The organism is Streptomyces sp. NPDC051662 (genome assembly GCF_040681655.1).
In the GTDB taxonomy this organism is placed as follows: domain Bacteria; phylum Actinomycetota; class Actinomycetes; order Streptomycetales; family Streptomycetaceae; genus Streptomyces.
The window spans coordinates 127,684-152,432 of record NZ_JBFAZD010000011.1; the positions used below are offsets into that span (position 1 = coordinate 127,684).

The following is a 24,749-nucleotide window of genomic DNA, read 5'->3' on the forward strand; positions in this document are numbered from 1 at the left end:
GCCGCCGGATCACTCCGACCGCAGACCGTCCGGTCGCATCATCCGCCACAGGGGCGGCAGGCTGACCAACGTCACCAGCAGGATCACCGCGATACCCGTGACCGCGAAGGGCACGAAGACCCACCAGTCGGCGACCCGTTTGGTGATCAGGTTCAGCAGTACGGCACCGAGGGTCAGCCCGCCCGCGACGGCCAGCAGCGTACCGAGCACGACCGGCAGCGCGGTCTGCCAGAGCACCGACCAGGCGAGCGTCGAGCGGCGGGTGCCGAAGGCCACGAGGACCGACAGCAGCCGTCTGCGCTCACGCAGTTGCTCGATCTGGGAGACCAGCATGCTCACGGCGATCAGGGCCATCGTGGCGGTGCCGCCGACGAGCAGACCGGTCTGCACGCTCGCGTACTGCTTGTCGCGTTCGACGGCCTTGAAGGTCGTCACGCGCATCGTCGGGTCGAGCGCCGCCGCGGTGTTGCGTACGTACTCCTCGGCGTCCGGTACCCCTGCGTCGGTCCGGATCGTGGCACGGGTCAGCGCGTCGGGCACGTGGCTCGGGTCGAGGGCGCCGGGGGTGGCGAGGATGCCGTCGGTCCTGACGCCCACCGGGTCCGTCCTGGCCCCGACCGTGCGCGCCGACGCGGGCAGCGTCCAGAGCACGGGCGTCGGAACGCCCTTGACGGTACGGGAGCCGAGGATGACCGGCTTTCCCGGCCGGGCCGTCTCGTCGACCCAGCGGTTCTGCTCCTTCCGCCCCGCGATATGGGACACGAAGGTGTCCCCGTCCGCGCAGGACGGCAGCTCGGCCAGGAGCCGCAGCGTGGCGCAGGTGCCGACGGTCAGGGTGGTGGTGGGCTTGATCCCGTGCCGGGGGATGGGCCCCGGTCTGACCACATAACTCTCGGCCACGGCGACGGCCGCCGTGACGCCCTCGGTGTCACGGAAGCCGTCGGTCATCTCCTGGGTCAGCCGCCCGCTGCCGTACGACGCCTCAATGGTGATGTTCGCCCGCGTCGGGTCCTGACCCGTGGGCCTGACGAAGTCCTCGTGCATCCCGGCGAACATCATCTGAACGGCGATGGCGCCCGCCACGGCCACGGTGATGCCGCTCACCGCCCGGGACGCCGTGCCACTGCTCAGCTGGAGCCGGCGTACGGCGAGCTGCCACGCCACCGGTCCGCCGGTCAGCCCCGCCACCACGGCCTCGACGAGCCAGGGCAGCAGCGTGGTCAGACCGACCAGCACCAGCACCGTGCCGGCCGCGATGGGGTACGGATCGACCGCGGTGGCCTCGCCGACCGTGCCGACCGTGCTCAGTACGGTGACACCGGCGGCGGGCAGCAACAGCCGCCACCACAGCCGTCGGCGCCGGGGCCGGACGTCGCGTACGACACCCAGCGGTTCGATGGTGACCGAGCGCAGCGCGATCAGCGTCACCACGACCGCCGCCACGAGTACGGCCGGCACGATCAGCGCGACCAGCGACGGCGCCGGTACCAGATCGGCGGGGAAGGCGCTGAGGTTCCACAACCGCACCCCGCCGATCAGCGGCCGGACCGCCAGGAAGAGCGCGCCCCCGACGAGCAGGCCGAGCGCCGCGCCGAAGAGCGCCTCCCCGGCCGCGATGCGCCGGGTCCTCGCGATGTCGGCGCCCACCAGCCGCAGCGCGGCGAGTCTGCGGTCCCTGCGGTCGCCGCCGAAACGGACGGCGGTGGCGATGAAGATGGCCACCGGCACCAGCAGCACCACACAGATCAGCGCGATCAGCACGACCAGGTACGGGTTGACCGGCAAGGGGCTCGTGGCGGAGCCGTAACCGGCCGCCCGATGGCCGCCCTTGGCCTTGGTGAGCGTGTCGCTGCCCGCGTAGAAGAGCAGTTCCTCCGGATCGAGGAGACCGGCGTCCGCGACGGTGCCGACGACGCGGTTTCCGAGCCGCTCCTTGAGGAGCCCGCCGTCGGGCGAGTCCAGCAGCTCGCGCAGGGCGGGGGAGACCACCATCTCCCCGGGCCCGGGCATCCTCGCGACACCGGGCGGCAGCGGCGGGCGCGCACCGTCCGGACGCAGCAGCCGGCCGCCGACGGTGGCGCCGCGGTACTCGGTCCCGGCGTCGATCCACACCAGCGTCGTGTCCGAGCGCGGCACCGGCGCCTCGCTCCAGGTCTCCGCGCCGGCGCGGGCGCCCTCCCGTTCGGCGCGCGCGTCCATCACCCGGGGTACGGACGCCGCGAGGAGGAGCAGCGTGACGCCGAGCCCGACCCCCAAGGAGGTCAGCAGCGTACGGATCCAGCCCTCGCGTCCGCCCGCGGTGGCGAACCGTACCCCGAGCCCGAGATCACGGGCCCAGGTGAGGAGCCGGCCGGGCGCCCGCTTCGGGACCGGGGGAGCGTATGCGGGCGGCCGGCGCTGGTCGAGGAGCGTCATACGGAGAATTCCGCCTCGCGGGCCTTGCCGTCGCGCACGATCACTTCACGGTCCGAGTAGGCGGCGACCCGCGCCTCATGGGTGACCAGGACGACGGCGGCGCTGGTGGATCTGGCCGCCTCGGTCAGCAGCTCCATCACCCGCTCGCCGTTGAAGGAGTCGAGCGCTCCGGTCGGTTCGTCGGCGAAGATCACGCGCGGTGAGGTGACCAGGGAACGGGCGACCGCGACGCGCTGGCTCTGTCCGCCGGAGACCTCGCCGGGGCGCTTGGGCCCGACCTCGCCGACCTCCAGCCGCTCCAGCCACTCCCGCCCGGCGCGCTCGGCGTCCTTGCGCCGGACACCGGCGAGCCGCAGCGGCAGCGCCACGTTCTCCAGACAGGTCAGTTCGGGTACGAGCCGGCCGAACTGGAAGACGAAGCCGAATTCGCCGCGGCGCAGGGCGCTGCGCTCGGCGTCCGGCATATCGGTCAGCACCCGGCCGCGATAGGTGATCGTGCCCGAGTCGGGGGGCACGATCCCGGCGAGGCAGTGGAGCAGCGTCGACTTGCCCGAGCCCGACGGGCCCATGACGGCGACAACCTCTCCCGGGTGGATCGAGAACGTCACACCGTCGAGCGCGGGGGTCGTTCCGTACGACTTGCGCAGATCATCGGCTATGAGCAGGGAGCCGGCGGGCGTCATCGGCGTACCGCCGTGCCGAGCCGGTCCAGCCGCGCCGCGGTCAGCTCCAGCCAGCGCAGATCGGCCTCCAGATGGAACAGCGCGTGATCGCAGATCAGCTGGTCGGCGAGGTCGCCCTCACGTTTGCGCGCGGTGAGGGTCCGCATCATCCGCAGATGCTCGGCGCGCTGGGCGTCGAGCAGCTCGGCGGCGCTGCGGCCGGTGAGCAGCGCTATGACCACCTTGGTGTAGAGGGTCGACTGGAGATACGGCTCCGGGTTCTCCGGCTTCGCGAGCCACCCGGCGACATCGGTGACACCGGCCTCGGTGATCGCGTATCTCTTCCGCTCGGGGCCCCCGCCGGCCTCGACGCCGTCGACCACGACGAGCCCGTTCTTCAGCAGTCGGGACATGGTCGAGTAGACCTGTCCGTAGTGCAGGGGGCGGTCGCGGCCGAATCGGTCGTCGAAGGACCGCTTCAGGTCGTATCCATGGCGCGGCCCTGACTCCAGGAGTCCGAGAAGAGTGTGCCCGATTGACATGCGGGGCACTTTACACCGCGTCTATACATCACGTGTATAGAGCGTTCGCGGTGCCCCTCCGGGGGACAGTCACTCCGGCTCGGGTGTTGACGCGTCCGGCGGGGCACCTGCCGGCGCGTCTGTCGGCGGCGCCGCCTTCCCCGTCTTCGGCGGCCGGCCGCGGCGCGGGATCGGCGCCGTGTTGGCGGGTAGCCGGCCCGCCTCGCCCAGGGCCCGGCGGAGCAGGAACTCGATCTGCGCGTTGGCGCTGCGCAGCTCGTCGGACGCCCACCGTGCGAGGGCGTCGTACACCGCCGGGTCCAGTCGCAGGAGAACCTGCTTGCGTTCGGTCACTGGTAGAGAGTGCCCGTGTTCACGACCGGCTGGGCCGCTCGGTCCCCGCAGAGCACGACCAGTAGATTGCTCACCATCGCGGCCTTGCGCTCCGAGTCCAGCTCCACGATGTCCTGCTCGGTGAGGCGGGTGAGTGCCGCCTCGACCATGCCGACCGCGCCGTCCACGATCAGCCGGCGGGCCGCGACGACGGCGCCCGCCTGCTGGCGCTGGAGCATCGCCGAGGCGATCTCCGGGGCGTAGGCGAGATGCGTGAAGCGGGACTCGATGATGTGGACACCGGCGGCCTCCACCCGCGCGTGCAGTTCGACGGCGAGCTTCTCGGTGATCTCCTCGGCGTTGCCGCGCAGCGAGAGACCGGACTCCTCGTGGGCGTCGTACGGGTACTCGATGGCGATATGCCGTACCGCCGCCTCGGTCTGGGTGGAGACGAACTCCAGGAAGTCGTCCACCTCGAACATGGCCTGGGCGGTGTCCTCGACCTTCCAGACCACGACCGCGGCCAGCTCGATCGGGTTGCCGTAGGCGTCATTGACCTTGAGGACGGCCGTCTCGTGGTTCCGTACCCGCGTCGAGATCTTGGTGCGGGAGGTGAGCGGGTTCACCCAGCGCAGTCCGTCCGTACGGATCGTGCCGCGGTAGCGCCCGAAGAGCTGGACGACCCGGGCCTCGCCCGGCGCCACCATGTTCAGTCCGCACATCGCGAAGAACGCGGCGAGCCCGACGAGTACGCCGATCACGATCAGCGCCGCCTTCAGTCCGGCCGAACCGACGGTGGCGCCCAGGACGACCAGGGCGACGCCGGCGACGAGACCGAGCAGTCCGAGCAGCAGGGCGAGCCCGCCGCCGATGCTGTGGGCGGGGTTCTCCCGGACCCGTGGTGCGGGCATCTCGGGTATGTCATCCGACGCGGGTGTGCTGACGGTGGTGCTGGTGGAGGCCATGTTCCATCCCCGTTTCCGGTCCGCTTCCGCCGGTCGGCGGTAGCTAGCATTGTGATTACACATTATGCCCTGCCGCAACCTTCCGGCGCTCCCGTGAGTCGATTCAGGTGGGATAGGTGCTGATTGTCACGTCCCAAAAGACCTGATCAGTTGCTCTTTGTCACAGCGAGCGGTGTTAGCTTTCTGAGCTGATTCCGGTGGTGAGCAGCTACGGACGAGTCCTGACGAACAGGAGAGCGGAGCGAGAAGGCGATGGGCCGAGCGGAAGCCAGACGGGCGAGCCGGCGTGGTGCGCGCCGCGCCGCGAAACCGGGCGGCATACGCCGCTTCTTCACGCTGAAAAGACTGCTCGGTACGTTCTTCGGGCTCTGTCTGCTCGCCATGGGCGGGCTGTTCGTGCTCTATCTGCTGGTCCCCGTGCCGAGCGCCAACGCGCAGGCCGAGATGCAGAGCAACGTCTACAAGTACAGCGACGGCACGATCCTCACCCGCACCGGCGAGATCAACCGCGAGATCGTCGGGCTGGAGAAGATCCCCAAGGACGTCCAGCGCACCTTCGTCGCCGCCGAGAACAAGTCCTTCTACCAGGACTCCGGTGTCGACATCAAAGGCACGGCCCGCGGCCTGATCAACACCCTCTCCGGCAAGGGCAAGCAGGGCGGCTCGACCATCACCCAGCAGTATGTGAAGAACTACTACCTCAACCAGGACCAGACGATCACCCGCAAGCTCAAGGAGCTGGTGATCTCCCTCAAGGTGGACCGGAACACCAGTAAGAACGACATCCTGGCCGGGTACATCAACACCAGCTACTACGGCCGCGGCGCGTACGGCATCCAGGCCGCGGCCCAGGCGTACTACGGGATCGACGCCTCCGCGCTGAACCTCTCCCAGGGCGCCTATCTCGCCGCGCTGCTCCAGGCCCCCAGCCAGTACGACTGGGCGGCGGCCACCGACACCGGCAAGAGGCTGGTCACCGAGCGCTGGAACTATGTCCTCGACAACATGGTCGAGCAGAACTGGCTGGATTCCACCACCCGCTCGGGGCTGAAGTTCCCGGTGCCGGGGGCGCCGAAGGCCGCCCCGGGGATGGAGGGCCAGGCCGGCTATCTCGTCGAGGCCGCCAACGACGAACTGGAGCGCCAGGGCGTCGACAAGGCGGAGATCGCCAAGGGCGGCTGGACGATCACCCTCAATATCGACAAGAAGCGGCAGCAGGAGCTCGTCCGGTCCGTCGACAAGCAGCTGGAGAGCAAGCTCGACCGCAAGAACAACACGACGGACGCGACCGTGCAGGCCGGCGCCACCTCCGTCGACCCGAAGACCGGCCGGGTGGTCGCGCTCTACGGCGGTACGGGCGCCACCGAGCACTGGATATCCAACGCCACCCGCACCGACTACCAGCCCGCCTCGACCTTCAAGCCGGTCGTGCTCGCCTCCGCGCTGGAGAACGGCTCCGAGACCCAGGACGGCCGGAAGATCGGCGTCAACACGCGGTACGACGGCACCAGCAAGCGGCCGGTCGAGGGCAGCGACACCCCGTACGCCCCGGAGAACGAGGACGACCGTGACTACGGCCGGGTCAGCGTCCAGACCGCGATGAACAAGTCCATCAACGCCGTCTTCGCGCAGATGGTCGTGGACGTCGGCCCGCCCGAGGTCAAGAAGACCGCCCTGGACCTGGGGATGCGGGACAAGGGCTTCCCCGAGCGGCCCGCGATCACCCTCGGCACGATGAACGCCTCCACCTGGGACATGGCGGGGGTGTACGCGACCCTCGACAACCACGGCAAGAAGATCACGCCGTCGATCGTGCGCTCCGCCGAGCACAAGGACCGTACGGTCGAGCTGCCCGACCCGATCGGGAAGCAGGTGGTCAGCCGGGAGACGGCCGACACCGTCACCGGCGTGCTCCAGGGCGTCGTGGACAACGGCTCGGGCTACGAGGCCGACACCTCGGCCTATGACGCGGCGGGCAAGACCGGTACCTCCGAGAACAACAAGTCGGCGTGGTTCGCGGCCTACACTCCGCAGCTCACCACGGTCGTCGCGCTGTTCGGTGAGTCCACCAAGGAGGGCGGCGGGCAGGTCACGCTCACCGGCACCGCCAACTCCGGCCGGGCCAACGGCGGCGGCTTCCCCGCCCGGATCTGGGCCGACTACACCCTCGACGCGCTGAACGGCGGCTCGGACGCCACGTTCGATCTGGACATCCCGGTGCCCGTGCGGGAGACACCGTCGGCGCCGGTGGCGCCGAGCAGCCCGTCCGAGACCCCGTCCACGGACCCCTCGCGGCCGACACCCTCGGAGCCCACCCCGTCCGACTCGGCGTCGATCCCGTCGCCTTCCGAGTCGTCCGGGGAGAGCTCGCCGAGCACGGAGCCCGGTGGGGGAGACCCGAGCAGCCCGGGGTCCAGTGAGTCGAGCGGCGCCCCGCCGGGCCAAGGCGGCCCCAACGGCCCCAACGGCCCCGACAACGGGCCGGCGCTGAACGGCCTGTAACGCGCTCGCCGGGAAGGACGCGGTCGCCGGACGCGCTGTGATCAGTGCGTCCGGCGACCGCGTCCGTATGTCAGCCGCCGTTCGCCTTCTTGGCGATCCGGTCGCCGATCACCTTGTCGATGTTGCGCCAGTACTGGAGCGCCCGGTCCAGCACAGGACGGGACACGCCCTGTGCCAGATGCCCGGAGACATTCGACACCAGCCGGTCGCGCGCCGCGTCGTCCAGCACCTGACGGACCTGGGTGCCCGCCTGGCCCCAGTCGTCGTCCTCGCGGTGCAGCTTGTACGCCTCGCGCACCATCTCACCGGCCGCGGCCCAGCCCGCCGGGTCGCCGAACCGGTCCACGTCGGCCGCGGGGCCGCCGTACGAGTTGGGCGCGTACGGCCTCGCCGCGTTCGCCGCCTCGTACCGCATCGGACCGTCCTTGGCGTACGAATTCACCTGCGAGCGCGCCCTGTTGGGCGGCAGCTGGGCGTAGTTCGGACCGATCCGGTAGCGGTGCGTGTCCGGGTACGAGAAGAGCCGGCCGAGCAGCATCTTGTCCGGGGACGGGCCGATGCCGGGCACCAGATTCGAGGGCTCGAACGCGGCCTGCTCGATATGGATGAAGAAGTTGTCCGGATTCTTGTTGAGCGTCATCCGGCCGACGTCGATCAGGGGGTAGTCGCCGTGCGGCCACACCTTCGTGAGATCGAACGGATTGAAGCGGTAATCGGCCGCGTCCTCGAACGGCATGATCTGGACCTTCAGGCTCCAGGTCGGCGCGTTCCCGGACTCGATCGACTCGTACAGATCACGGCGGTGGTGGTCACCGTCCGAGCCCGCCATCTCGTCGGCGTCGGCCTGGGTGAGGCAGTCGATGCCCTGATCGGTCTTGAAGTGGTACTTCACCCAGAACCGCTCACCGGCGGCGTTCACCCACATATAGGTGTGCGAGCTGTAGCCGTTCATATGCCGGAACGACCTCGGGATGCCCCGGTCGCCCATCAGCCAGGTGACCATGTGCGCGGACTCGGGGGAGAGCGTCCAGAAGTCCCACTGCATGTCGTTGTTGCGCAGCCCGGTGGCCGGATGGCGCTTCTGGGAGCGGATGAAGTCCTGGAACTTCATGGGGTCGCGTACGAAGAAGACCGGCGTGTTGTTGCCGACCATGTCGTAATTGCCGTGTTCGGTGTAGAACTTCAGCGCGAAGCCACGGGGGTCGCGCCAGGTGTCGGGCGAGCCGAGCTCGCCCGCGACCGTGGAGAACCGGGCCAGCATGTCGGTGCGTTTGCCCGGCTGGAAGAGGTCGGCCTTGGTGAACTGGCTGACGTCATTGGTCACTTCGAAGAATCCGTAGGCACCCGCGCCCTTCGCGTGAACCACCCGCTCGGGGACCCGTTCCCGGTTGAACTGGGCCATTTTCTCGATGAGGTAGTGGTCCTGCATCAGGATGGGGCCGTCGGGGCTGATGGAGAGCGAGTGTTCGTCGCTCTCCACCGGAATGCCGGCGTTGTTGGTCGTGTAGGGAGTCTTGGGGGTGGACCCGGACACGAGCGGCCTCCCGTCGATAGGAAGCCCGGGAGAGGGGAGGGCCAGGGGACCAGCGAGTGATCACAGGCCCTGTCCCGGGCTGGGACAGCGGTCACTACGGCCGCCTGCCCCAGCTAACCCCTACGACACCTTGTCGGCAACATGTACCTTTCGGTAGATTTCGCCGACTTTGTCCCGTTCGATGCTAGGCCCGTGTGGGGATCTCGAACCAGACCACCTTTCCGGTGGAGAGCCGGGTCGCTCCCCAGCGCCGCGCCAGCCGGTTGACCAGGAACAATCCCCGGCCGCCCTCGTCGGTGTCACGGGCCCGCCGCTGCCGGGGCAGCTGCGGTGAGTCGTCCCCGACCTCACAGCGCAGTACGTCCGTACGGAGCAGCCGCAGCGTCACCGGGCGCTCCGCGTACCGCACGGCGTTGGTCACGACCTCGCTGATCAGCAGCTCGACCGAGTCGCTCAGCTCCTCCAGGCCCCAGCGGGCCAGCGCCCGCCGGGCCAGTCGCCGCGCGCGGCCCGGAGCCGCGTCCTCCGGTTCCAGGAACCAGTACGCGACATCACTGGGCGCGATCCCGTCGAAACGGGCCGCGAGCAGCGCGATGTCATCGTCGCGGTCGCCCGGGCCCAGCACATCGAGGACATCGTCGCAGAGCGCCTCCAGCGGCGGCGAATGGTCGGGCCCGGTCAGCTGCGCGGTGGCCGCGAGCCGCTCCCGCAACTGCTCGATCCCCGTCCACACATCGCGCAGCCGGGACTCGACGAGCCCGTCCGTGTAGAGGAGCAGCGTCGCCCCGGCGGGCGCGTCCAGCTCGACCGCCTCGAAGTCCACCCCGCCGACCCCGATCGGCGCGCCGGGCGGCACCCGCAGCACCTCCGCCCGGCCGCCCAGGTGCAGCAGTATGGGCGGCGGATGACCGGCGTTGGCGATCGTGATCCGGTGCGAGACCGGGTCGTACACCGCGTAGAGGCAGGTCGCCATCCGGTCCGTGCCCAGCCGCTGGGCCTGCTCGTCCAGGTGGTGCAGCACCTCCTGCGGCGGCAGATCGAGACCGGCGAGGGTCTGCGCCGTCGTCCGCAGCTGGCCCATGATCGCCGCGGAGGTCATGGAGTGGCCCATGACATCGCCGACGACCAGCGCGACCCGGCTGCCGGGCAGCGGGATCGCGTCGTACCAGTCGCCGCCCACCCGCGCGGTCTCGGCGGCCGGCAGATAGCGGGAGGCCAGCCGTACGCCGGTCGGCTGGGGCAGATTCTCCGGCAGCATCGTGCGCTGGAGTTCATCGGCGATATACGCCTCGCGGCCGTACAGCACCGCCTTGTCGATGCCGAGCGCCGTATGCGTCGCCAGCTGCGCCGCGACCAGCAGATCGTTCGGCTCGAAGGCGGCGCGGTCCGGTCTGCGCAGGAAGACCGCGGCGCCGATGACCCGCCGCCGGCCGCGCAGCGGCGCGAGGATCGCGCGGTGCCCGGACGGTACGGTGCGGTCGGCGCCGAGCAGCTCGGGCAGCGCGGCGCGGGCCGCGGCCGAATCACCGAAGACCGGACGGACGCCACGCAGCACCTCGGAGAGGGCGCCACCGGAGCGCACCTCGCACAGCTCGGCGGCCGGCATCACATCGGACTGCGGGTCGAGGATCGGCAGCCGCAGGCCCTCGCTGAACTGGAGCGGGATACCGCCGCCGCCCTCGGAGTCGTCATCGGTCAGCCGCAGCCGGTCCGTACGCCGCAGCCGCAGCACGAACGGCGACACCGGGCGCTCATCGCCGACGGGCAGCGGATCGCGCAGATAGACCAGTATGGCGTCGGAGAACGTCGGTACCGTCGCCCGGCACAGCCCGAGCACGATCTCGTCCAGATCTATGCCGCGGGCGATCCGCCGGGTCGCGGCCCCCACGAAGCGCAGCCGGTCGCCCTCGCGCCGCGCCGTCGCCACGGGATCCGGCGCCGGCGCGGGCACCGCGGGCTGCGGCACGGCGGAGGCACCGGCCTCCTGCCGCGGCCTGGTGCGTTCCTGCGGCCGGGCAACCAGGGGCTGCCGGCCTTCGTGGGAGGGGGGATGCTCCGTCACGCGTGGGATTCCGTCCGTCCGGGCCGGGGGTGCGATGCGATCGTTTCGACTGGCGAAACTACCGCGCGGCAGGCGGCGTCGACAGGGCGGCAGCCCTTACGCACGGCTCCACCCCCTCGTAGTGGCTCACGGTCGTTGTTGTGCGGTCGTTGCGGGCGAACAGTGTGACGTGTGGTGTCGTGTGCGGTGTGACCAGCGGTCAGTTGGCTTTCCGTACCGGTCTGTTGCCCCGCTCCGGTCTTCCGGAGGACGATCCTACGTTTCAACCCCGGGGGCGTATCAAGGATCTCACGACGTCGTATGCGTCCGAGCGCGTTCCCGGACGTGAACCGGTCACTTCACGGCGGCCTTACGGTGACGTCCCTCAGGGCCTCAGCCGCGCCGCCGTACGGTCCCAGTCCGCGGGCAGCTCGGGCACCGGCCAGTGCGGCTCGGGCCGCCAGTGCTCCCAGCCACCACTGAACGGGGCGTCCCAGGCACTGATCACCTCGACCGCCGCGCGCCCGGCCTCCCGGACACGGCGCGCCTGCTCCGGGGCCATCAGGCCGTCCTGCTGTGCCTGCGCGAACTCGTCCTCGTCGCGCCAGCGCCAACTGCGGTCCGGATAGACGTCGATGTCGAGGAAATGGTCCTCGGAGTCGACGCCCCCGGCCCATCGCGTACGCGGCTCCTCCAGGTTCACGTACCAGTTCTGGAACCGCCAGCCGCGCTCCCACCAGAGCCACACCGACCAGGGCTCGCCCGGTCTGGCCAGCTTCAGCACGCCCATCCCGTACCACCGGTCGCGCACCACCGTGCGCGGCTTGGTGTAGCGGGTGGCCAGCGGCTCGCGGTGGACCGGGGTACCGTCCGCGAGCGCCGGCCGCACACACGGGGTGTCCGGCGCGAGCCAGGCCGCGAGCAGGTCGTCGGTGTCCTGTACGACCGTGACAGGACGGCAGATGTGCACGCGGTCCCCGGCGTTCTCCCGGTACCGCCACAGGATCTGTGTGCCGGGCGCCCAGCGCTGCCCGTTCGTCGCCCTCACCGTCGCTGTCATGCGCAGATCTTAGGTCCTGTCGTTCGGGGCGCCACGGCACACCTACGTATTCATGGGCGCGTCATCCGCAGCACATCCAGCGCCTCGTCGAGCTGCTCCAGAGTGAGATCCCCGCGCTCCACATAGCCGCCCGCCAACACCGTCTCGCGGATCGTCAGATGCTCGGCGAGCGACCTCTTGGCGACCTTCGCGGCCTCCTCGTACCCGAGGTACTTGTTCAGCGGGGTGACCACGGACGGCGAGGACTCGGCGTACTGACGGGCCCGCTCGACATGGGCCGTGATGCCGTCGACCGTACGGTCCGCGAGCAGCCGGGAGACGTTCGTGAGCAGCCGTACGGACTCCAGGAGGTTCTTGGCGATCACGGGGAGCATCACGTTCAGCTCGAAGTTCCCCGCGGCGCCCGCCGTCGCGACCGTGGCGTCATTGCCCGTGACCTGCGCGGCCACCATCAGCACGGCCTCCGGGATCACCGGATTGACCTTGCCGGGCATGATCGAGGAGCCGGGCTGGAGATCGGGGAGGCTGATCTCGGCCAGTCCGGTGCGCGGGCCCGAGGCCATCCAGCGCAGATCGTTGGCGATCTTGGTGAGGGAGACGGCGAGCGTACGGAGCTGTCCCGAGGTCTCCACGAGTCCGTCGCGGGCGCCCTGTGCCTCGAAGTGGTTACGGGCCTCCGTCAGCGGCAGTCCGGTCGCGCGGGCCACCTCCGCGATGACGGCCGCGGAGAAGCCGGGCGGTGTGTTGATGCCGGTGCCCACCGCCGTACCGCCGAGGGGCAGCTCGGCGAGCCGGGGGAGCGAGGCGGTCAGCCGCTCGCCGGCGTACCGGATCTGCGCGGCGTAGCCGCCGAACTCCTGGCCCAGGGTGACGGGCGTGGCGTCCATCAGATGGGTACGGCCCGACTTCACGACGTCCCGGAACTCCTCGGCCTTGCGCTCCAGGGCGGCGGCGAGATGGTCGAGCGCCGGCATCAGCTCACCGGTGACGGCGGCGGTCGCGGCGATATGGATGCTCGACGGGAAGACATCGTTGGAGCTCTGCGAGGCGTTCACATGGTCGTTCGGGTGGACCTCACGGCCGAGACGCTCGGTGGCGAGCGTGGCGAGCACCTCGTTGGTGTTCATGTTCGAGGAGGTACCGGAACCCGTCTGGAAGACATCCACCGGGAAATGCTCGTCCCAGCGGCCTTCCGCGACCTCGGCCGCCGCGTCCTGGATCGCACCCGCGATGTCCCGGTCGATCACGCCGAGATCGGCGTTGACTTTGGCGGCGGCGGACTTGATCCGGGCCAGGGCCTCGATATGGGCGCGTTCCAGCCGCTGTCCCGAGACGGGGAAGTTCTCCACCGCGCGCTGTGTCTGGGCACGCCACTTGGCGTGCGCGGGGACCCGTACCTCACCCATGGAGTCGTGCTCGGTCCGGTACTGGTTCTCGTCGGTCGTCATCGTCGTCGTACCTCCTGCGAGGGTGAGCGTCCGGCTGATCCGATGTGTTCCCCGTGAGTGTCGTGGAGACGGGAACGCCCTCCCCGGAGGAAGGCCGGGGAGGGCGCGTCGAAGAGGCCCCGCGTGGCCAGGACGGGCTCCGCGGGGCCCGGACGGTGCGGGCGTCAGGCGAGACCGGGGCCGCGCACCGGAATGCTGGTGAACGTCGGCGCCGGGGCCGGCTCGGTGAAGAAGTCGTTGCCCTTGTCGTCCACGACGATGAACGCGGGGAAGTCCTCCACCTCGATCCGCCAGACCGCCTCCATGCCCAGCTCCTCGTACTCGACGACCTCGACCTTCTTGATGCAGTCCTGGGCGAGCCGGGCGGCCGGGCCGCCGATCGAGCCGAGATAGAAGCCGCCGTGCGTGCCGCAGGCGTCGGTGACCTGCTTCGAGCGGTTGCCCTTGGCGAGCATGACCTTCGAGCCGCCCGCCGCCTGGAACTGCTCCACGTACGAGTCCATCCGGCCGGCGGTCGTCGGGCCGAAGGAACCGGAGGCGTACCCCTCGGGCGTCTTCGCCGGACCCGCGTAGTAGACCGGGTGGTCCTTCAGATACCGCGGCATCTCCTCGCCCGCGTCGAGCCGTTCCTTGATCTTGGCGTGCGCGATGTCACGGGCCACCACGAGCGGTCCGGTGAGTGAGAGCCGCGTCTTGACCGGATACTTCGTCAACTCCGCGAGGATGTCGTCCATCGGACGGTTGAGGTCGACCCGGACGACCTGTCCCTCATCGAGGTGTTCGTCGGTGGTCTCCGGGAGGAAGCGCGCCGGGTCCTTCTCCAACTGCTCCAGGAAGACGCCCTCGGCGGTGATCTTCGCGACGGCCTGCCGGTCGGCCGAGCACGAGACGGCGATCGCGACCGGCAGCGAGGCGCCGTGCCGCGGCAGCCGCACCACCCGTACGTCATGGCAGAAGTACTTGCCGCCGAACTGCGCGCCGATACCGATCTTCTGCGTCAGCTCGAAGACCTTCTCCTCCAGCTCCTTGTCACGGAAGCCGTGGCCGGTCGGGGAGCCCTCGGACGGCAGCTCGTCCAGGTAGTGCGCGGAGGCGTACTTCGCGGTCTTGAGCGCGAACTCGGCGGACGTACCGCCCACCACGATCGCCAGGTGGTAGGGCGGGCACGCGGCCGTACCGAGCGAGCGGATCTTCTCCTCAAGGAACCTCATCATGGAGGACTCGTTGAGAACCGCCTTGGTCTCCTGGTAGAGGAACGACTTGTTGGCGGAGCCGCCGCCCTTCGCCATGAAGAGGAACTTGTACGCGCCGCCGTCGGTCGCGTACAGCTCGATCTGCGCGGGCAGGTTCGAGCCGGTGTTCTTCTCCTCCCACATGGTGAGCGGAGCCATCTGCGAATAGCGCAGATTCAGCTTCGTGTACGCGTCGTAGATTCCGTGCGAAAGGGCTTCCTCGTCGCCGCCGCTCGTCAGTACCCGCTGCCCGCGCTTGCCCATCACGATCGCCGTACCGGTGTCCTGGCACATGGGCAGGACGCCCGCCGCCGCGATATTCGCGTTCTTGAGGAGGTCGAGCGCCACGAACTTGTCGTTCGAGGACGCCTCGGGGTCGTCCACGATCCTGCGCAGCTGGGCGAGATGGGCCGGGCGCAGATAGTGCGAGATGTCGTGCATCGCCTCGGCGGCGAGCGTACGCAGGGCCTCCGGCTCGACCTTGAGGAACGTACGGCCGTCGGCCTCGAAGGTGGAGACACCTTCGGCGGTCACCAGCCGGTACGGCGTGGTGTCCTCTCCCAGCGGAAGCAGATCCGAGTACGCAAACTCCGGCATTACGGCCATTCCTCACTCGACAGACAGCGGCGTGGCCTCCATTGGCGACGCGCTACGCGTTCTCCAGCGTAGGGCGCGGTGCGGACGGCGGTGCTGTGAGGTAGGGCTCAGTCGTGCCGGTTCGCGGGTGCCTGGGGGTTACGGGGCCGGATACGCGGGGCCCGGGGCGGTGTTCGGCACGGGCTCGGGACGTGCCCGGTACACGCCTGGCGGGTCTGCCCCTAGTCGCGATCTATCGCGTTTCGCTACCCTGGGGCCGTGGACCTCGAAAAGCACCCTCAGAAGCCGGTCGCGCAGAAGCCGGTCGCGCCGGCGGAGCCCCCGGCCATCCGGGCCTCCGACGCCGACCGTGACCGGATCGCGGACATCCTTCGGGAGGCCCTCGCGGAGGGCCGGCTGGACGCCGAGGAGCACGCCGAGCGGATCGACTCCGTCTACCGGGCCAAGACCGTCGCCGAACTGGAGCCGCTGGTACGCGACTTGCCGGCCACCGGGGCCGACGGGCGCCCGGTCACGCCGACGGCGTCCTCGGCGGCCTCGTACGGATACGGTCCGGAGGACCCCGAGGCCCCGGCCGAGAACCTCGTCGCGATCTTCAGCAGTTCGACCCGCAGGGGCCGCTGGCGCATCGGCCGCAGGACCAACGCCTTCTCGCTCTTCGGCAATATCGAGATCGATCTGACCGAGGCGCTCTTCGGGCAGCGCACCACCGTGATCAACGCGACGTCCATTTTCGGCAATGTCGAGATCACGGTCCCCCAGAACATCACGCTGCGCGGCAACGGCACGGGAATCTTCGGCAATTTCGAGGTGGTCACGCTGGAGGCCGAGGAGCAGGACGCGCCGACCGTCGTCGTGAACGGATACTCGGTGTTCGGCAATGTGGAGGCCAAGCCGAAGCGCGGCAAGTTCATCGCCGATCTCCGCGATCAGCTCCGCAAGCACCTCGGTCACTGACTCGTACGACCTTTTTCGGCTACTTCCGGCCAGAGGCGTCCCGTTGCGGAGGGCACGTCCGGAATTCCGCACCGCGTTCCGGACTCCGAACTGGCTGCCACTCAGTGCATAGGCGTGCGTACAGCGGGTAGGGAAAGCTTCATCGTCTCTCGCTCGCGAAGCCGTCGTCAGGAGTAGACCGTGCTGCAACTGCCGCATCAGCCCTTGCAGGTCGCCGCCGTGCCGCCCCAGCGGAGTCCCGCTCGGGAGGATCAGGCCGGCCCCTGGCATTCGGAGGCGGTGTGCCGCCGGGACGAAGCCGGACTGTTCTTCGCCCCCTCCAAGGAGCCGACAGCCGCGAGACTGGCGCGGGAGGAGGCCGCGAAGCGGGTCTGTGCCCGCTGTCCGGTCATGGTCGACTGCCGGGAGCATGCCCTGCTCCAGCCCGAGCCGTACGGGGTGTGGGGCGGGCTGACCGCGGCCGAGCGCCGGGTGGTGCTGGCCCGTCGGCGGCGGCGCGAGGTGGAGTTGCGCAAGGCCGCCGCGGCGGGTGACCGGATCGCCGCCGCCGGTTGAAGCGGAGCGGTTCGCGGACGGTACGGATACGGAGGGGGCTCCCCGCCGCACAGCTGGGGCGCCCCCTCCGTATACGCCGGTTCGTAAACGCCGGTCCGTATCCGTCGGCCGGACCGGGTCCGGCTCGCGCACGTGGAAACGGTGACGGCGAGGGCTATTTGGCGCGGTCGAAATCGATCGTGCTGTAGGCCCGGAGCTTCGAGAGCCGATGGGTCGAGTCGATCTGCCGGATCGTGCCCGACTTCGAGCGCATGACCAGGGACTGGGTCGTCGCGGTCTCCGAGCGGTAGCGCACCCCGCGCAGCAGCTCGCCGTCCGTGATGCCGGTGGCGACGAAGAAGACATTGTCGCCACTGACCAGATCATCGGTGGACAGGACGCGGTCCAGATCGTGCCCGGCGTCGATCGCGCGCCGCCGCTCGCCCTCGTCCTTGGGCCACAGCTTGCCCTGGATGACACCGCCGAGGCACTTTATGGCGCACGCCGAGATGATGCCCTCGGGGGTGCCGCCGACGCCCATCAGCAGGTCGATGCCGGTGCCTTCGCGCGCGGCCATGATCGAACCGGCCACATCGCCGTCGGAGATGAACTTGATCCGGGCGCCCGTCTCCCTGATCTCCTTGACGATGCCCTCGTGGCGGGGGCGGTCGAGGATGACGACGGTGACATCGTCGGGCGAGGAGTGCTTGGCCTTGGCGACCCGGCGGATATTGACCGCGACAGGCGCGTTGATGTCGACGAAGTCGGCCGCCTCGGGGCCGGTGACGAGCTTGTCCATGTAGAAGACCGCGGACGGGTCGAACATGGCCCCGCGGTCGGCGGCGGCCAGGACGGCGATCGCGTTCGGCATGCCCTTGGCGTTCAGGGTGGTGCCGTCGATGGGGTCCACGGCGATATCGACCTCGGCGCCGGTGCCGTCACCGACATGCTCGCCGTTGAACAGCATCGGGGCTTCGTCCTTCTCGCCCTCACCGATGACGACCACGCCGTTCATCGACACGGTGGAGACGAGCGTGCGCATGGCGTTCACCGCGGCGCCGTCCGCGCCGTTCTTGTCCCCGCGCCCGACCCACCGGCCGGCCGCCATCGCGGCTGCCTCGGTGACCCGGACCAGCTCCAGGGCCAGGTTGCGGTCGGGTGCCTCGGGAGACACCTCAAGGGGAGGCGGTAGTTGATGCTCGGTCATCGGAGCGCACCTTTCTGTACGGCGACGGCCGGATAAGAGGGTGATACGACTCTATCCGTACAACGACAGATTGAGCAGAGGGCCCCACGTATGAGCGCCGCGGGGTGATGCGACGATGGTGCGGTGGCGAGTACACGAGGCAAACAGACGGTGCGGGACCTCTTCCTGTCGATGGCGGTCATCGGACTCGTCGTCGCCGGGATCTATGTGTTCATCCCGCATGACGACAAGCCGATCCCGGTCAAGGCGGTCGACTACCGGGTCGAGCTGCTGACCGCGCGGCGCGCGGCGCCGTACCCGGTGCTGGCGCCGGCGGGCCTGGCGGAGACCTGGAAGCCGACGTCCGTCTCGTACAAGCGCGCCAGTGAGAACGCCTGGCACCTCGGTTATCTGGCCCCGGACGGCGAGTATGTCGCGGTCGAGCAGTCGACGGGGGCTCCGAAGAAGTACGCCGCGGAGGTCAGCCAGCAGGCCGAGGACACCGGCGAGACGCAGCAGGTGGCGGGCGAGACCTGGCAGCGCTGGGAGGGGCCGAAGTACGACGCCCTGGTCCGGACGGACGGGGACGCGACGACGGTGGTGACCGGTACGGCCTCCTTCGAGCGGCTGGCGGAGATGGCCGCCGCGCTGGAGGCCGACAAGGCCGACACGGCTGCCAAGGCCGACACGGCCGATAAGGCCGGGGTCGGGGATCCGGAGTCGGGGAAGCCGGAGGCTGAGAAGGCCGGAGTCGCGGCGTCCTGACTACGCGCGACGAGGCCGCTGACCCGCACGGGTCGGCGGCCTCGCTCATGTGCGGGCTCAGACGGTGGTGATGGCCTCGTCGAAGGAGAGGCGCGGGGAGCGCGGGTACCAGGCGTCGTCGCCGGGCTTGCCGATGTTGATGATCATCAGCGGGGTGTGGTCGTCGTCCAGGAACTCCTTCTGGACGCCCGCCGGGTCGAAGCCCGTCATCGGGCCCGCGGCGAGCCCGGCGGCACGGACGCCGACGATGAAGTAGCCGGCCTGGAGCGTGGCGTTCATCGCGGCGGTGTGCTCGCGGACCGAACGGTCACCGAAGAAGTCCTTGGCCTGCGGGAAGTGCGGGAAGAGCTGGGGGAGCTCCTCGTGGAACTCGTTGTCCGCGGCCAGGATCGCGACGAGCGGCGCGGTGGCGGTCTTGGCCTGGTTGCCCTCGGACATGAGCGGTACGAGGCGTTCGCGGGCCTCGGCGGAACGGACCAGGACGACGCGCAGCGGCGACTGGTTCATCGAGGTGGGGCCGTACTTGACCAGGTCGTAGATGGCCTGCACCTGCTCCTCGGTCACCGGCTCGTCGGAGAACGTATTGGCCGTACGTGCCTCACGGAAGAGGAGGTCCTGAGCGGCGGGGTCGAGAACGAGGGACATGGAAGTACCTTCCGGGGGCGCGATGGATCCGATGAACAGGATTCACCGTACAAGTGGATGTGTGAACCTTCAACAAAAATCACCGGTGGGGTGACTCGACTCACAGCGACTCTGGAGGTTCGGCCTCCGGAGTCCGGCCCCGGGCGTCAGGACAGGGGCGTCAGGACAGGGGCGCTTCCGCCTCGCCGCCGTTCCGGCCGTCATGTTCCGGGGTCTCGTCCGCCAGGGACGCGTCAAGCCGCGCCCTGGCACCGTCCAGCCAGCGGCGGCAGACCTTCGCCAGCTCCTCGCCCCGCTCCCACAGCGCCAGCGAGTCCTCCAGTGACGTACCACCGGCCTCCAGCCGCCGTACGACCTCGATCAACTCGTCCCGCGCCTGCTCGTAACCGAGCGTCGCGTCTTCGTCCGTCCTGGCCATGTGATCCACCTTCTCAGACCTTCTTGACCTTCTTGGACGCGCGCCGGAGGCGCGGTCCGACAACGATCGCGCCGGAGCTCACTCGGCGACCCGTACCGTGAACTCACCCTCCGCGACCCTGGCCCGCAGCTCCTCGGCCGCGGTGACCTCGTCCGGGGAGCGTACGACCGTCCCGTCCGGCCGCTGGAGCACCGCGTACCCGCGCTCCAGCGTTGCCGCAGGCGACAGCGCGACCACCCGGGCGCGGGTGTGCGACAGCTCCGAGTCCGCGCGGTCCAGCAGATGCCGCAGCACGCGCCGGCTCCGGTCGGCGAGCGCGTCCACCTCGGCCGCGCGCTCGTCCACCATCCGGTGCGGTCGCTCCATCACGGGCCTGGCCAGCGCGTGGGCGAGACCGCGCTCCTCCCGGTCGAGCAGCCCCCGTACCGTCCGCAGGGCCCGGTCCCGCAGGGCCTGTACGCGGTCCTGCTCCTCCCCGACGTCCGGCACGATCCGCTTCGCGGCGTCGGTCGGTGTCGAGGCCCGTACGTCCGCCACCAGGTCCAGCAGCGGCGCGTCCGGCTCATGGCCGATCGCGGAGACCACGGGCGTACGGCACGCGGCCACCGCCCGTACCAACTGCTCGTCCGAGAACGGCAGCAGATCCTCCACGCTGCCGCCGCCGCGCGCCACGACGATCACATCCACCTCCGGCAGCGCGTCCAGCTCCTTGACCGCCTGGACGACCTGCGCCACCGCGTTGACCCCCTGCACCGCGGTGTTGCGGACCTCGAAGCGCACCGCCGGCCACCGCCGCCGCGCGTTCTCCAGCACATCGCGCTCGGCCGCCGAGGCCCGCCCGCACACCAGCCCGATCAGCTGCGGCAGAAAGGGCAGCGGCTTCTTGCGGTCGGCGGCGAACAGCCCCTCGGCCCCCAGGGACTTCTTCAACAGCTCCAGCCGCACGAGGAGTTCACCGATGCCGACGGGCCGTATCTCCGTGGCCCGCAGCGACAGCTGCCCGCGCGGCGCGTACCACTCGGGCTTGGCCCGCACCACGACCCGCGCGCCCTCGGAGACCACATCCGCGATCGCGTCGAAGACCTGTCGGTAGCAGGTCACGCTCACCGAGATGTCGTACGACGGATCGCGCAGCGTCAGAAAGACGACGCCCGCCCCCGGCCTGCGCGAGAGCTGGGTGATCTGCCCCTCGACCCAGACGGCACCGAGCCGGTCGATCCATCCGCCGATGAGCCGCGACACCTCGCCGACGGGCAGCGGAGCCTCCGCGGACGTATTGAGAGCCATACACGGGAGCGTATCGGCCGCCTGTGACATCGCTCCGAAAGCGGCTTGACGGGCACGGGCCGGACGCGCGGGCCCGACGACCGCGGTGTTGCGGCCCCAGCCCCCTGCCCCCCGGCCCCCAGCCCCGGCCCCGGCCCCCTGCCCCCCGGCCCCCAGCCCCGGCCCCGGCTACGGCTTGTCGGTGAACGGGGCCGGTCGTCCGGGTCCCCGCCCCCGCCCTCGCCCCCGCTGCACCAGCAGCACCACCAGACCCACGGCCAGCCAGATCGCGCCCGCGACCCGCGCCGAGCCCGCCGCCGCCACGATCACCGCGATCAGGATCCCCGCGCCGATCACCGGCAGCACGACATGGCGGAACGGGCGTACCGGCCCGTCCCCGCGCCGTACCGCGAACCACCCCACCACCGACGCGTGCAGCAGCACGAACGCCGTCAGCGCGCCGACGTCCACCACCGAGACCAGCCGGTCGAGCCCGTCGGCGCGCCGGGCCGCCCACACGGCCGCAAGCAGCGTCACCACGGCGGCCAGCAGCAGCGCCACCCGGGGCACGCCCGAGTCCGTACGCGAGAGCACGCGCGGCAGCCGGCCCTCGCGGCCCATGGCGAAGAGCAGCCGTCCGGCCGCCGCCTGCGCGGCCAGCGCCGCGAACGCCGCGCCGATCGCCTTGCTGACCGCCACCAGATCGTGCAGCCAGGCGCCGACCGAGGTGTCCACCGCGTCATAGAACGCGGAGCCCTGCGCGGCCGGATCCGCGGCGAGCTCCGCCGAGGACATCGGCTCCAGCAGCGCCACCAGATAGGTCTGCGCGATGAACAGCGCGCCCGCCAGCACCAGACAGGACAGCACGGCGCGCGCCACCTGCCGCGATCCGCCCGTCACCTCTTCCGCGAACGACGCGATCGCGTCGAAGCCCAGATAGGACAGCACGGCCACCGAAACCCCGGCCAGTACGGCGGCCGGGGAGAAGCCCACGTCGCTCGTGAACGGGGTGGCCCAGCCGCGCGTCCCGCCGTTCCGCGCGAGCACCGTGACGGCCGACACCACGAACACCAGCAGGACGACGATCTCCAGGGCGAGCACCGCCATCCCGACCCGGGCCGCGGCCCGTACCCCCCAGAGGTTGAGCAGGGTGGTGATCACGACGGCGATCGCGGTCCACACCCACCGGTCGACGGACGGAACGAGCGCCTCCATCGCGATCCCGGCGAAGAGATAGGCGACCGCCGGGATCAGCAGATAGTCGAGCATCGCCATCCAGCCGGCGATGAACCCGGCCCCTTCGCCGAGCCCCTTGCGCGCGTACGCGAAGACGGAGCCGGCCTGCGGGGCGACCCGCACCATCTGCGCGTAACTGAAGGCGGTGAACGCCATCGCGACCGTCGCCACGAGGTAGACGAGGGCCACGGCGCCATGGGACTTGGCGTCGAGCGTTCCGAAGACGCCGACGGGTGCCATGGGGGCGATGAAGAGGAGCCCGTAGACGACGAGGTCGCGGAAGCCGAGCGTCCGCCGCAGTTCGCCGCCCCCGGGCGTCGGGGCCGCCGCCCCAGGCCTGGCGTCCGGCCGGCCTTTCGACGGCCCGTCCGACGAGGGCCCGTCCGGTGGCCGGTCTGACGGGCCGTCCGAACCGGCGCCGGTCTCGGCCATCGCGTCCCTCCGTCGATCGCGTAGGCCCAGTCTCCGGCCGCCGCCTGCCGTCCCGCCTCTTGTGGACGGCCTTACGATGGGACGCATGACTGCACAGTCCCGCCCGTCGCCCGCCGCCACCCCCAGTGGAGACGCCGTGCGCCGCGCCGGCAAACGCGTCCTGCTCGCCGCTCCCCGTGGTTACTGCGCCGGTGTCGACCGCGCCGTGATCGCCGTGGAGAAAGCGCTGGAGCAGTACGGGGCGCCGATCTACGTCCGTCACGAGATCGTCCACAACAAGTACGTCGTCAGAACTCTGGAGAAGAAGGGCGCGATCTTCGTCGAGGAGACGGCGGAGGTCCCCGAGGGCTCGATCGTCATGTTCTCGGCCCACGGCGTCGCGCCCGTCGTGCACCAGGAGGCGGCGGACCGCGGCCTGGCCACCATCGACGCGACCTGCCCGCTGGTCACGAAGGTGCACAAGGAAGCCGTCCGGTTCGCGAACGAGGACTACGACATCCTGCTCATCGGCCACGACGGACACGAAGAGGTCATCGGTACGTCGGGCGAGGCCCCGGACCACATCACGCTCGTCGACGGCCCGGACGATGTCGCCAATGTCGAGGTGCGCGACGAGTCGAAGGTCGTCTGGCTCTCGCAGACCACGCTGTCGGTGGACGAGACGATGGAGACGGTCGGGGCGCTCAAGGAGAAGTTCCCGCAGCTGATCTCGCCGCCGAGCGACGACATCTGCTACGCCACCCAGAACCGCCAGGTCGCGGTCAAGCAGATGGGCGCCGACGCCGATCTCGTGATCGTCGTCGGCTCCAAGAACTCCTCCAACTCGGTCCGGCTGGTCGAGGTCGCCCTCGGCGCCGGCGCGCGCGCCTCCCATCTGGTGGACGGCGCCGAGGAGATCGACGAGGCGTGGCTCGACGGCGTCACCACGGTCGGTCTCACCTCGGGCGCGTCCGTTCCGGAGATCCTGGTCGAAGGCGTGCTGGAGTGGCTGTCGCAGCGCGGCTTCGAGGACGTCGAGATCGTCAAGGCGGCGGAGGAGTCGATCACGTTCTCGCTGCCGAAGGAGCTGCGCCGCGACCTGCGCGCCGAGGCGGCGGCCCTCTCGGAGAAGTAAGAGTCCGCGCCACCTATTCGCGCGGCCTCTAAGGGCCTGGATGGGCGCGGGGGGTGCCCGGCCCACGGGCAGGGCCAAAGCGACCGTCCGGGAAGTCGCTGTCAGCATCTGCCCGTAACGTTGTGTCCATGAACGTCTTCGGAGTGGACATCGGTGGCTCGGGCATCAAGGGTGCGCCCGTGGACCTGGAGCGCGGTGATCTGGTCGAACCTCGGTACAAGGTGCTGACACCGCACCCGGCGACGCCCGAGAGCGTCGCCGACGGCGTGGTGGAGGTCGTACGGCACTTCGGCTGGTCGGGCCCGGTCGGCATCACCTTCCCGGGGGTGGTCACGGGCTCGGTGATCCGTACCGCCGCCAATGTCGACAAGGCCTGGATCGATACGGACGCGGGGCAGCTGCTCGGCGAGCGGCTGGGCCTGCGGACCACGCTCCTCAACGACGCCGACGCGGCGGGGGTGGCCGAGATGGCCTTCGGCGCCGGCAGAGGCCGCAAGGGTGTGGTGTTCCTGCTTACCTTCGGTACGGGGATCGGCAGCGCGCTCTTCATGGACGGCAAGCTGGTGCCCAACACCGAGCTGGGCCATCTGGAGCTGGACGGCCACGAGGCGGAGAAGCGGGCGTCGACGAAGGTCAAGGAGGACGGGGACCTGAGCTGGCATCACTGGGCGCACCGCGTCCAGAAGTATCTGGCCCATCTGGAGATGCTGTTCTCGCCCGATCTCTTCATCATCGGGGGCGGGGTGAGCCGCAAGGCCGACAAGTTCATCCCTCTCATCGAGGGGATCAGGGCCGAGATTCTGCCGGCGGAGCTCCAGAACAACGCGGGGATCGTGGGCGCGGCGATGACGGCGGCGGGGAAGTAACAGTAGGGGGGCGTGACCTG

At 70.1% G+C, this 24,749-nt stretch carries 21 protein-coding genes; 6 read left to right on the forward strand and 15 right to left on the reverse strand.

The genetic code is table 11. From position 1 onward, the window contains the following. Positions 1-9: 9 nt before the first annotated feature. The 5 genes from AB0M67_RS20170 to AB0M67_RS20190 form a co-directional block, all read right to left on the reverse strand. Complete coding sequence (locus tag AB0M67_RS20170) at positions 10-2,415, reverse strand: FtsX-like permease family protein (protein WP_365747206.1); 2,406 nt, start codon at positions 2,413-2,415, stop codon at positions 10-12. Beyond that, the gene (locus AB0M67_RS20175; RefSeq protein ID WP_365747208.1) at positions 2,412-3,098 is read right to left on the reverse strand and encodes an ABC transporter ATP-binding protein; all 687 of its coding nucleotides are present in this window, start codon (positions 3,096-3,098) and stop codon (positions 2,412-2,414) included. The genes AB0M67_RS20170 and AB0M67_RS20175 overlap by 4 nt, the downstream gene beginning before the upstream one ends. Continuing rightward, complete coding sequence (locus tag AB0M67_RS20180) at positions 3,095-3,619, reverse strand: PadR family transcriptional regulator (RefSeq protein WP_365747210.1); 525 nt, start codon at positions 3,617-3,619, stop codon at positions 3,095-3,097. Before AB0M67_RS20180 ends, AB0M67_RS20175 begins: the two co-directional genes overlap by 4 nt. A 69-nt stretch (positions 3,620-3,688) precedes the next feature. Then, the gene (locus AB0M67_RS20185; RefSeq protein WP_365747441.1) at positions 3,689-4,003 is read right to left on the reverse strand and encodes a hypothetical protein; all 315 of its coding nucleotides are present in this window, start codon (positions 4,001-4,003) and stop codon (positions 3,689-3,691) included. Beyond that, positions 3,949-4,896 carry an SPFH domain-containing protein gene (locus tag AB0M67_RS20190; RefSeq protein WP_365747211.1) on the reverse strand — a complete coding sequence of 316 codons (948 nt, stop codon included), beginning with the start codon at positions 4,894-4,896 and terminating at the stop codon, positions 3,949-3,951. Before AB0M67_RS20190 ends, AB0M67_RS20185 begins: the two co-directional genes overlap by 55 nt. A gap of 252 nt (positions 4,897-5,148) precedes the next feature. On the opposite strand from AB0M67_RS20190, the gene AB0M67_RS20195 reads away from it, so the two are divergent. Then, positions 5,149-7,398 carry a transglycosylase domain-containing protein gene (locus AB0M67_RS20195; RefSeq protein ID WP_365747213.1) on the forward strand — a complete coding sequence of 750 codons (2,250 nt, stop codon included), beginning with the start codon at positions 5,149-5,151 and terminating at the stop codon, positions 7,396-7,398. 70 nt (positions 7,399-7,468) lie between these two features. Here AB0M67_RS20195 and AB0M67_RS20200 read toward each other — a convergent pair whose 3' ends face one another. The 5 genes from AB0M67_RS20200 to AB0M67_RS20220 all read right to left on the reverse strand — a co-directional run bounded on the left by AB0M67_RS20200 (position 7,469) and on the right by AB0M67_RS20220 (position 15,310). Further along, positions 7,469-8,932: a catalase gene (locus tag AB0M67_RS20200; RefSeq protein WP_365747214.1), complete on the reverse strand. Its 1,464-nt coding sequence runs from the start codon at positions 8,930-8,932 to the stop codon at positions 7,469-7,471. A 184-nt stretch (positions 8,933-9,116) separates the two neighbouring features. Further along, on the reverse strand, positions 9,117-10,994 hold the full coding sequence (locus AB0M67_RS20205; RefSeq protein WP_365747216.1) for an ATP-binding SpoIIE family protein phosphatase: 1,878 nt from the start codon (positions 10,992-10,994) through the stop codon (positions 9,117-9,119). A 364-nt stretch (positions 10,995-11,358) separates the two neighbouring features. Then, on the reverse strand, positions 11,359-12,033 hold the full coding sequence (locus tag AB0M67_RS20210; protein WP_365747218.1) for a DUF402 domain-containing protein: 675 nt from the start codon (positions 12,031-12,033) through the stop codon (positions 11,359-11,361). A gap of 50 nt (positions 12,034-12,083) precedes the next feature. Then, positions 12,084-13,481 (reverse strand): class II fumarate hydratase, encoded by a 1,398-nt coding sequence (locus AB0M67_RS20215; RefSeq protein ID WP_365747220.1) that lies wholly within the window; start codon positions 13,479-13,481, stop codon positions 12,084-12,086. A gap of 164 nt (positions 13,482-13,645) precedes the next feature. Further along, on the reverse strand, positions 13,646-15,310 hold the full coding sequence (locus AB0M67_RS20220) for a fumarate hydratase (RefSeq protein ID WP_365747222.1): 1,665 nt from the start codon (positions 15,308-15,310) through the stop codon (positions 13,646-13,648). A 258-nt stretch (positions 15,311-15,568) separates the two neighbouring features. On the opposite strand from AB0M67_RS20220, the gene AB0M67_RS20225 reads away from it, so the two are divergent. Together AB0M67_RS20225 and AB0M67_RS20230 are read left to right on the forward strand one after the other, a co-directional pair. Further along, positions 15,569-16,267 carry a DUF1707 domain-containing protein gene (locus AB0M67_RS20225; RefSeq protein WP_365747224.1) on the forward strand — a complete coding sequence of 233 codons (699 nt, stop codon included), beginning with the start codon at positions 15,569-15,571 and terminating at the stop codon, positions 16,265-16,267. A gap of 180 nt (positions 16,268-16,447) precedes the next feature. After that, entirely contained in the window at positions 16,448-16,822 is a 375-nt protein-coding gene (locus tag AB0M67_RS20230; protein ID WP_129770557.1) for a WhiB family transcriptional regulator, read from the forward strand. A 154-nt stretch (positions 16,823-16,976) separates the two neighbouring features. Here AB0M67_RS20230 and glpX read toward each other — a convergent pair whose 3' ends face one another. Beyond that, positions 16,977-18,008 (reverse strand): class II fructose-bisphosphatase, encoded by a 1,032-nt coding sequence (gene glpX / locus AB0M67_RS20235; RefSeq protein ID WP_365747226.1) that lies wholly within the window; start codon positions 18,006-18,008, stop codon positions 16,977-16,979. 123 nt (positions 18,009-18,131) lie between these two features. Here glpX and AB0M67_RS20240 point away from each other — a divergent pair, with 123 nt between their 5' ends. Then, positions 18,132-18,752, forward strand: coding sequence for a DUF4245 domain-containing protein (locus AB0M67_RS20240; protein ID WP_365747228.1), 621 nt, complete (start codon positions 18,132-18,134; stop codon positions 18,750-18,752). Positions 18,753-18,809: 57 nt separating this feature from the next. Here the strand turns inward: AB0M67_RS20240 and AB0M67_RS20245 are convergent, their stop codons facing one another. From AB0M67_RS20245 to AB0M67_RS20260, 4 genes are all read right to left on the reverse strand, one after another. After that, positions 18,810-19,397, reverse strand: a complete 588-nt coding sequence (locus AB0M67_RS20245; protein ID WP_365747230.1) for a malonic semialdehyde reductase — start codon at positions 19,395-19,397, stop codon at positions 18,810-18,812. 160 nt (positions 19,398-19,557) lie between these two features. Beyond that, on the reverse strand, positions 19,558-19,815 hold the full coding sequence (locus AB0M67_RS20250; protein WP_365747232.1) for an exodeoxyribonuclease VII small subunit: 258 nt from the start codon (positions 19,813-19,815) through the stop codon (positions 19,558-19,560). A 78-nt stretch (positions 19,816-19,893) separates the two neighbouring features. After that, entirely contained in the window at positions 19,894-21,102 is a 1,209-nt protein-coding gene (gene xseA / locus AB0M67_RS20255) for an exodeoxyribonuclease VII large subunit (RefSeq protein WP_365747234.1), read from the reverse strand. Between the two features lie 168 nt (positions 21,103-21,270). Beyond that, entirely contained in the window at positions 21,271-22,749 is a 1,479-nt protein-coding gene (locus AB0M67_RS20260; protein WP_365747236.1) for an APC family permease, read from the reverse strand. A gap of 85 nt (positions 22,750-22,834) precedes the next feature. Here AB0M67_RS20260 and AB0M67_RS20265 point away from each other — a divergent pair, with 85 nt between their 5' ends. Next, complete coding sequence (locus AB0M67_RS20265) at positions 22,835-23,863, forward strand: 4-hydroxy-3-methylbut-2-enyl diphosphate reductase (RefSeq protein ID WP_365747238.1); 1,029 nt, start codon at positions 22,835-22,837, stop codon at positions 23,861-23,863. 128 nt (positions 23,864-23,991) lie between these two features. Further along, on the forward strand, positions 23,992-24,729 hold the full coding sequence (ppgK, locus tag AB0M67_RS20270; RefSeq protein WP_365747239.1) for a polyphosphate--glucose phosphotransferase: 738 nt from the start codon (positions 23,992-23,994) through the stop codon (positions 24,727-24,729). The last annotated feature ends 20 nt before the right edge of the window (positions 24,730-24,749 follow it).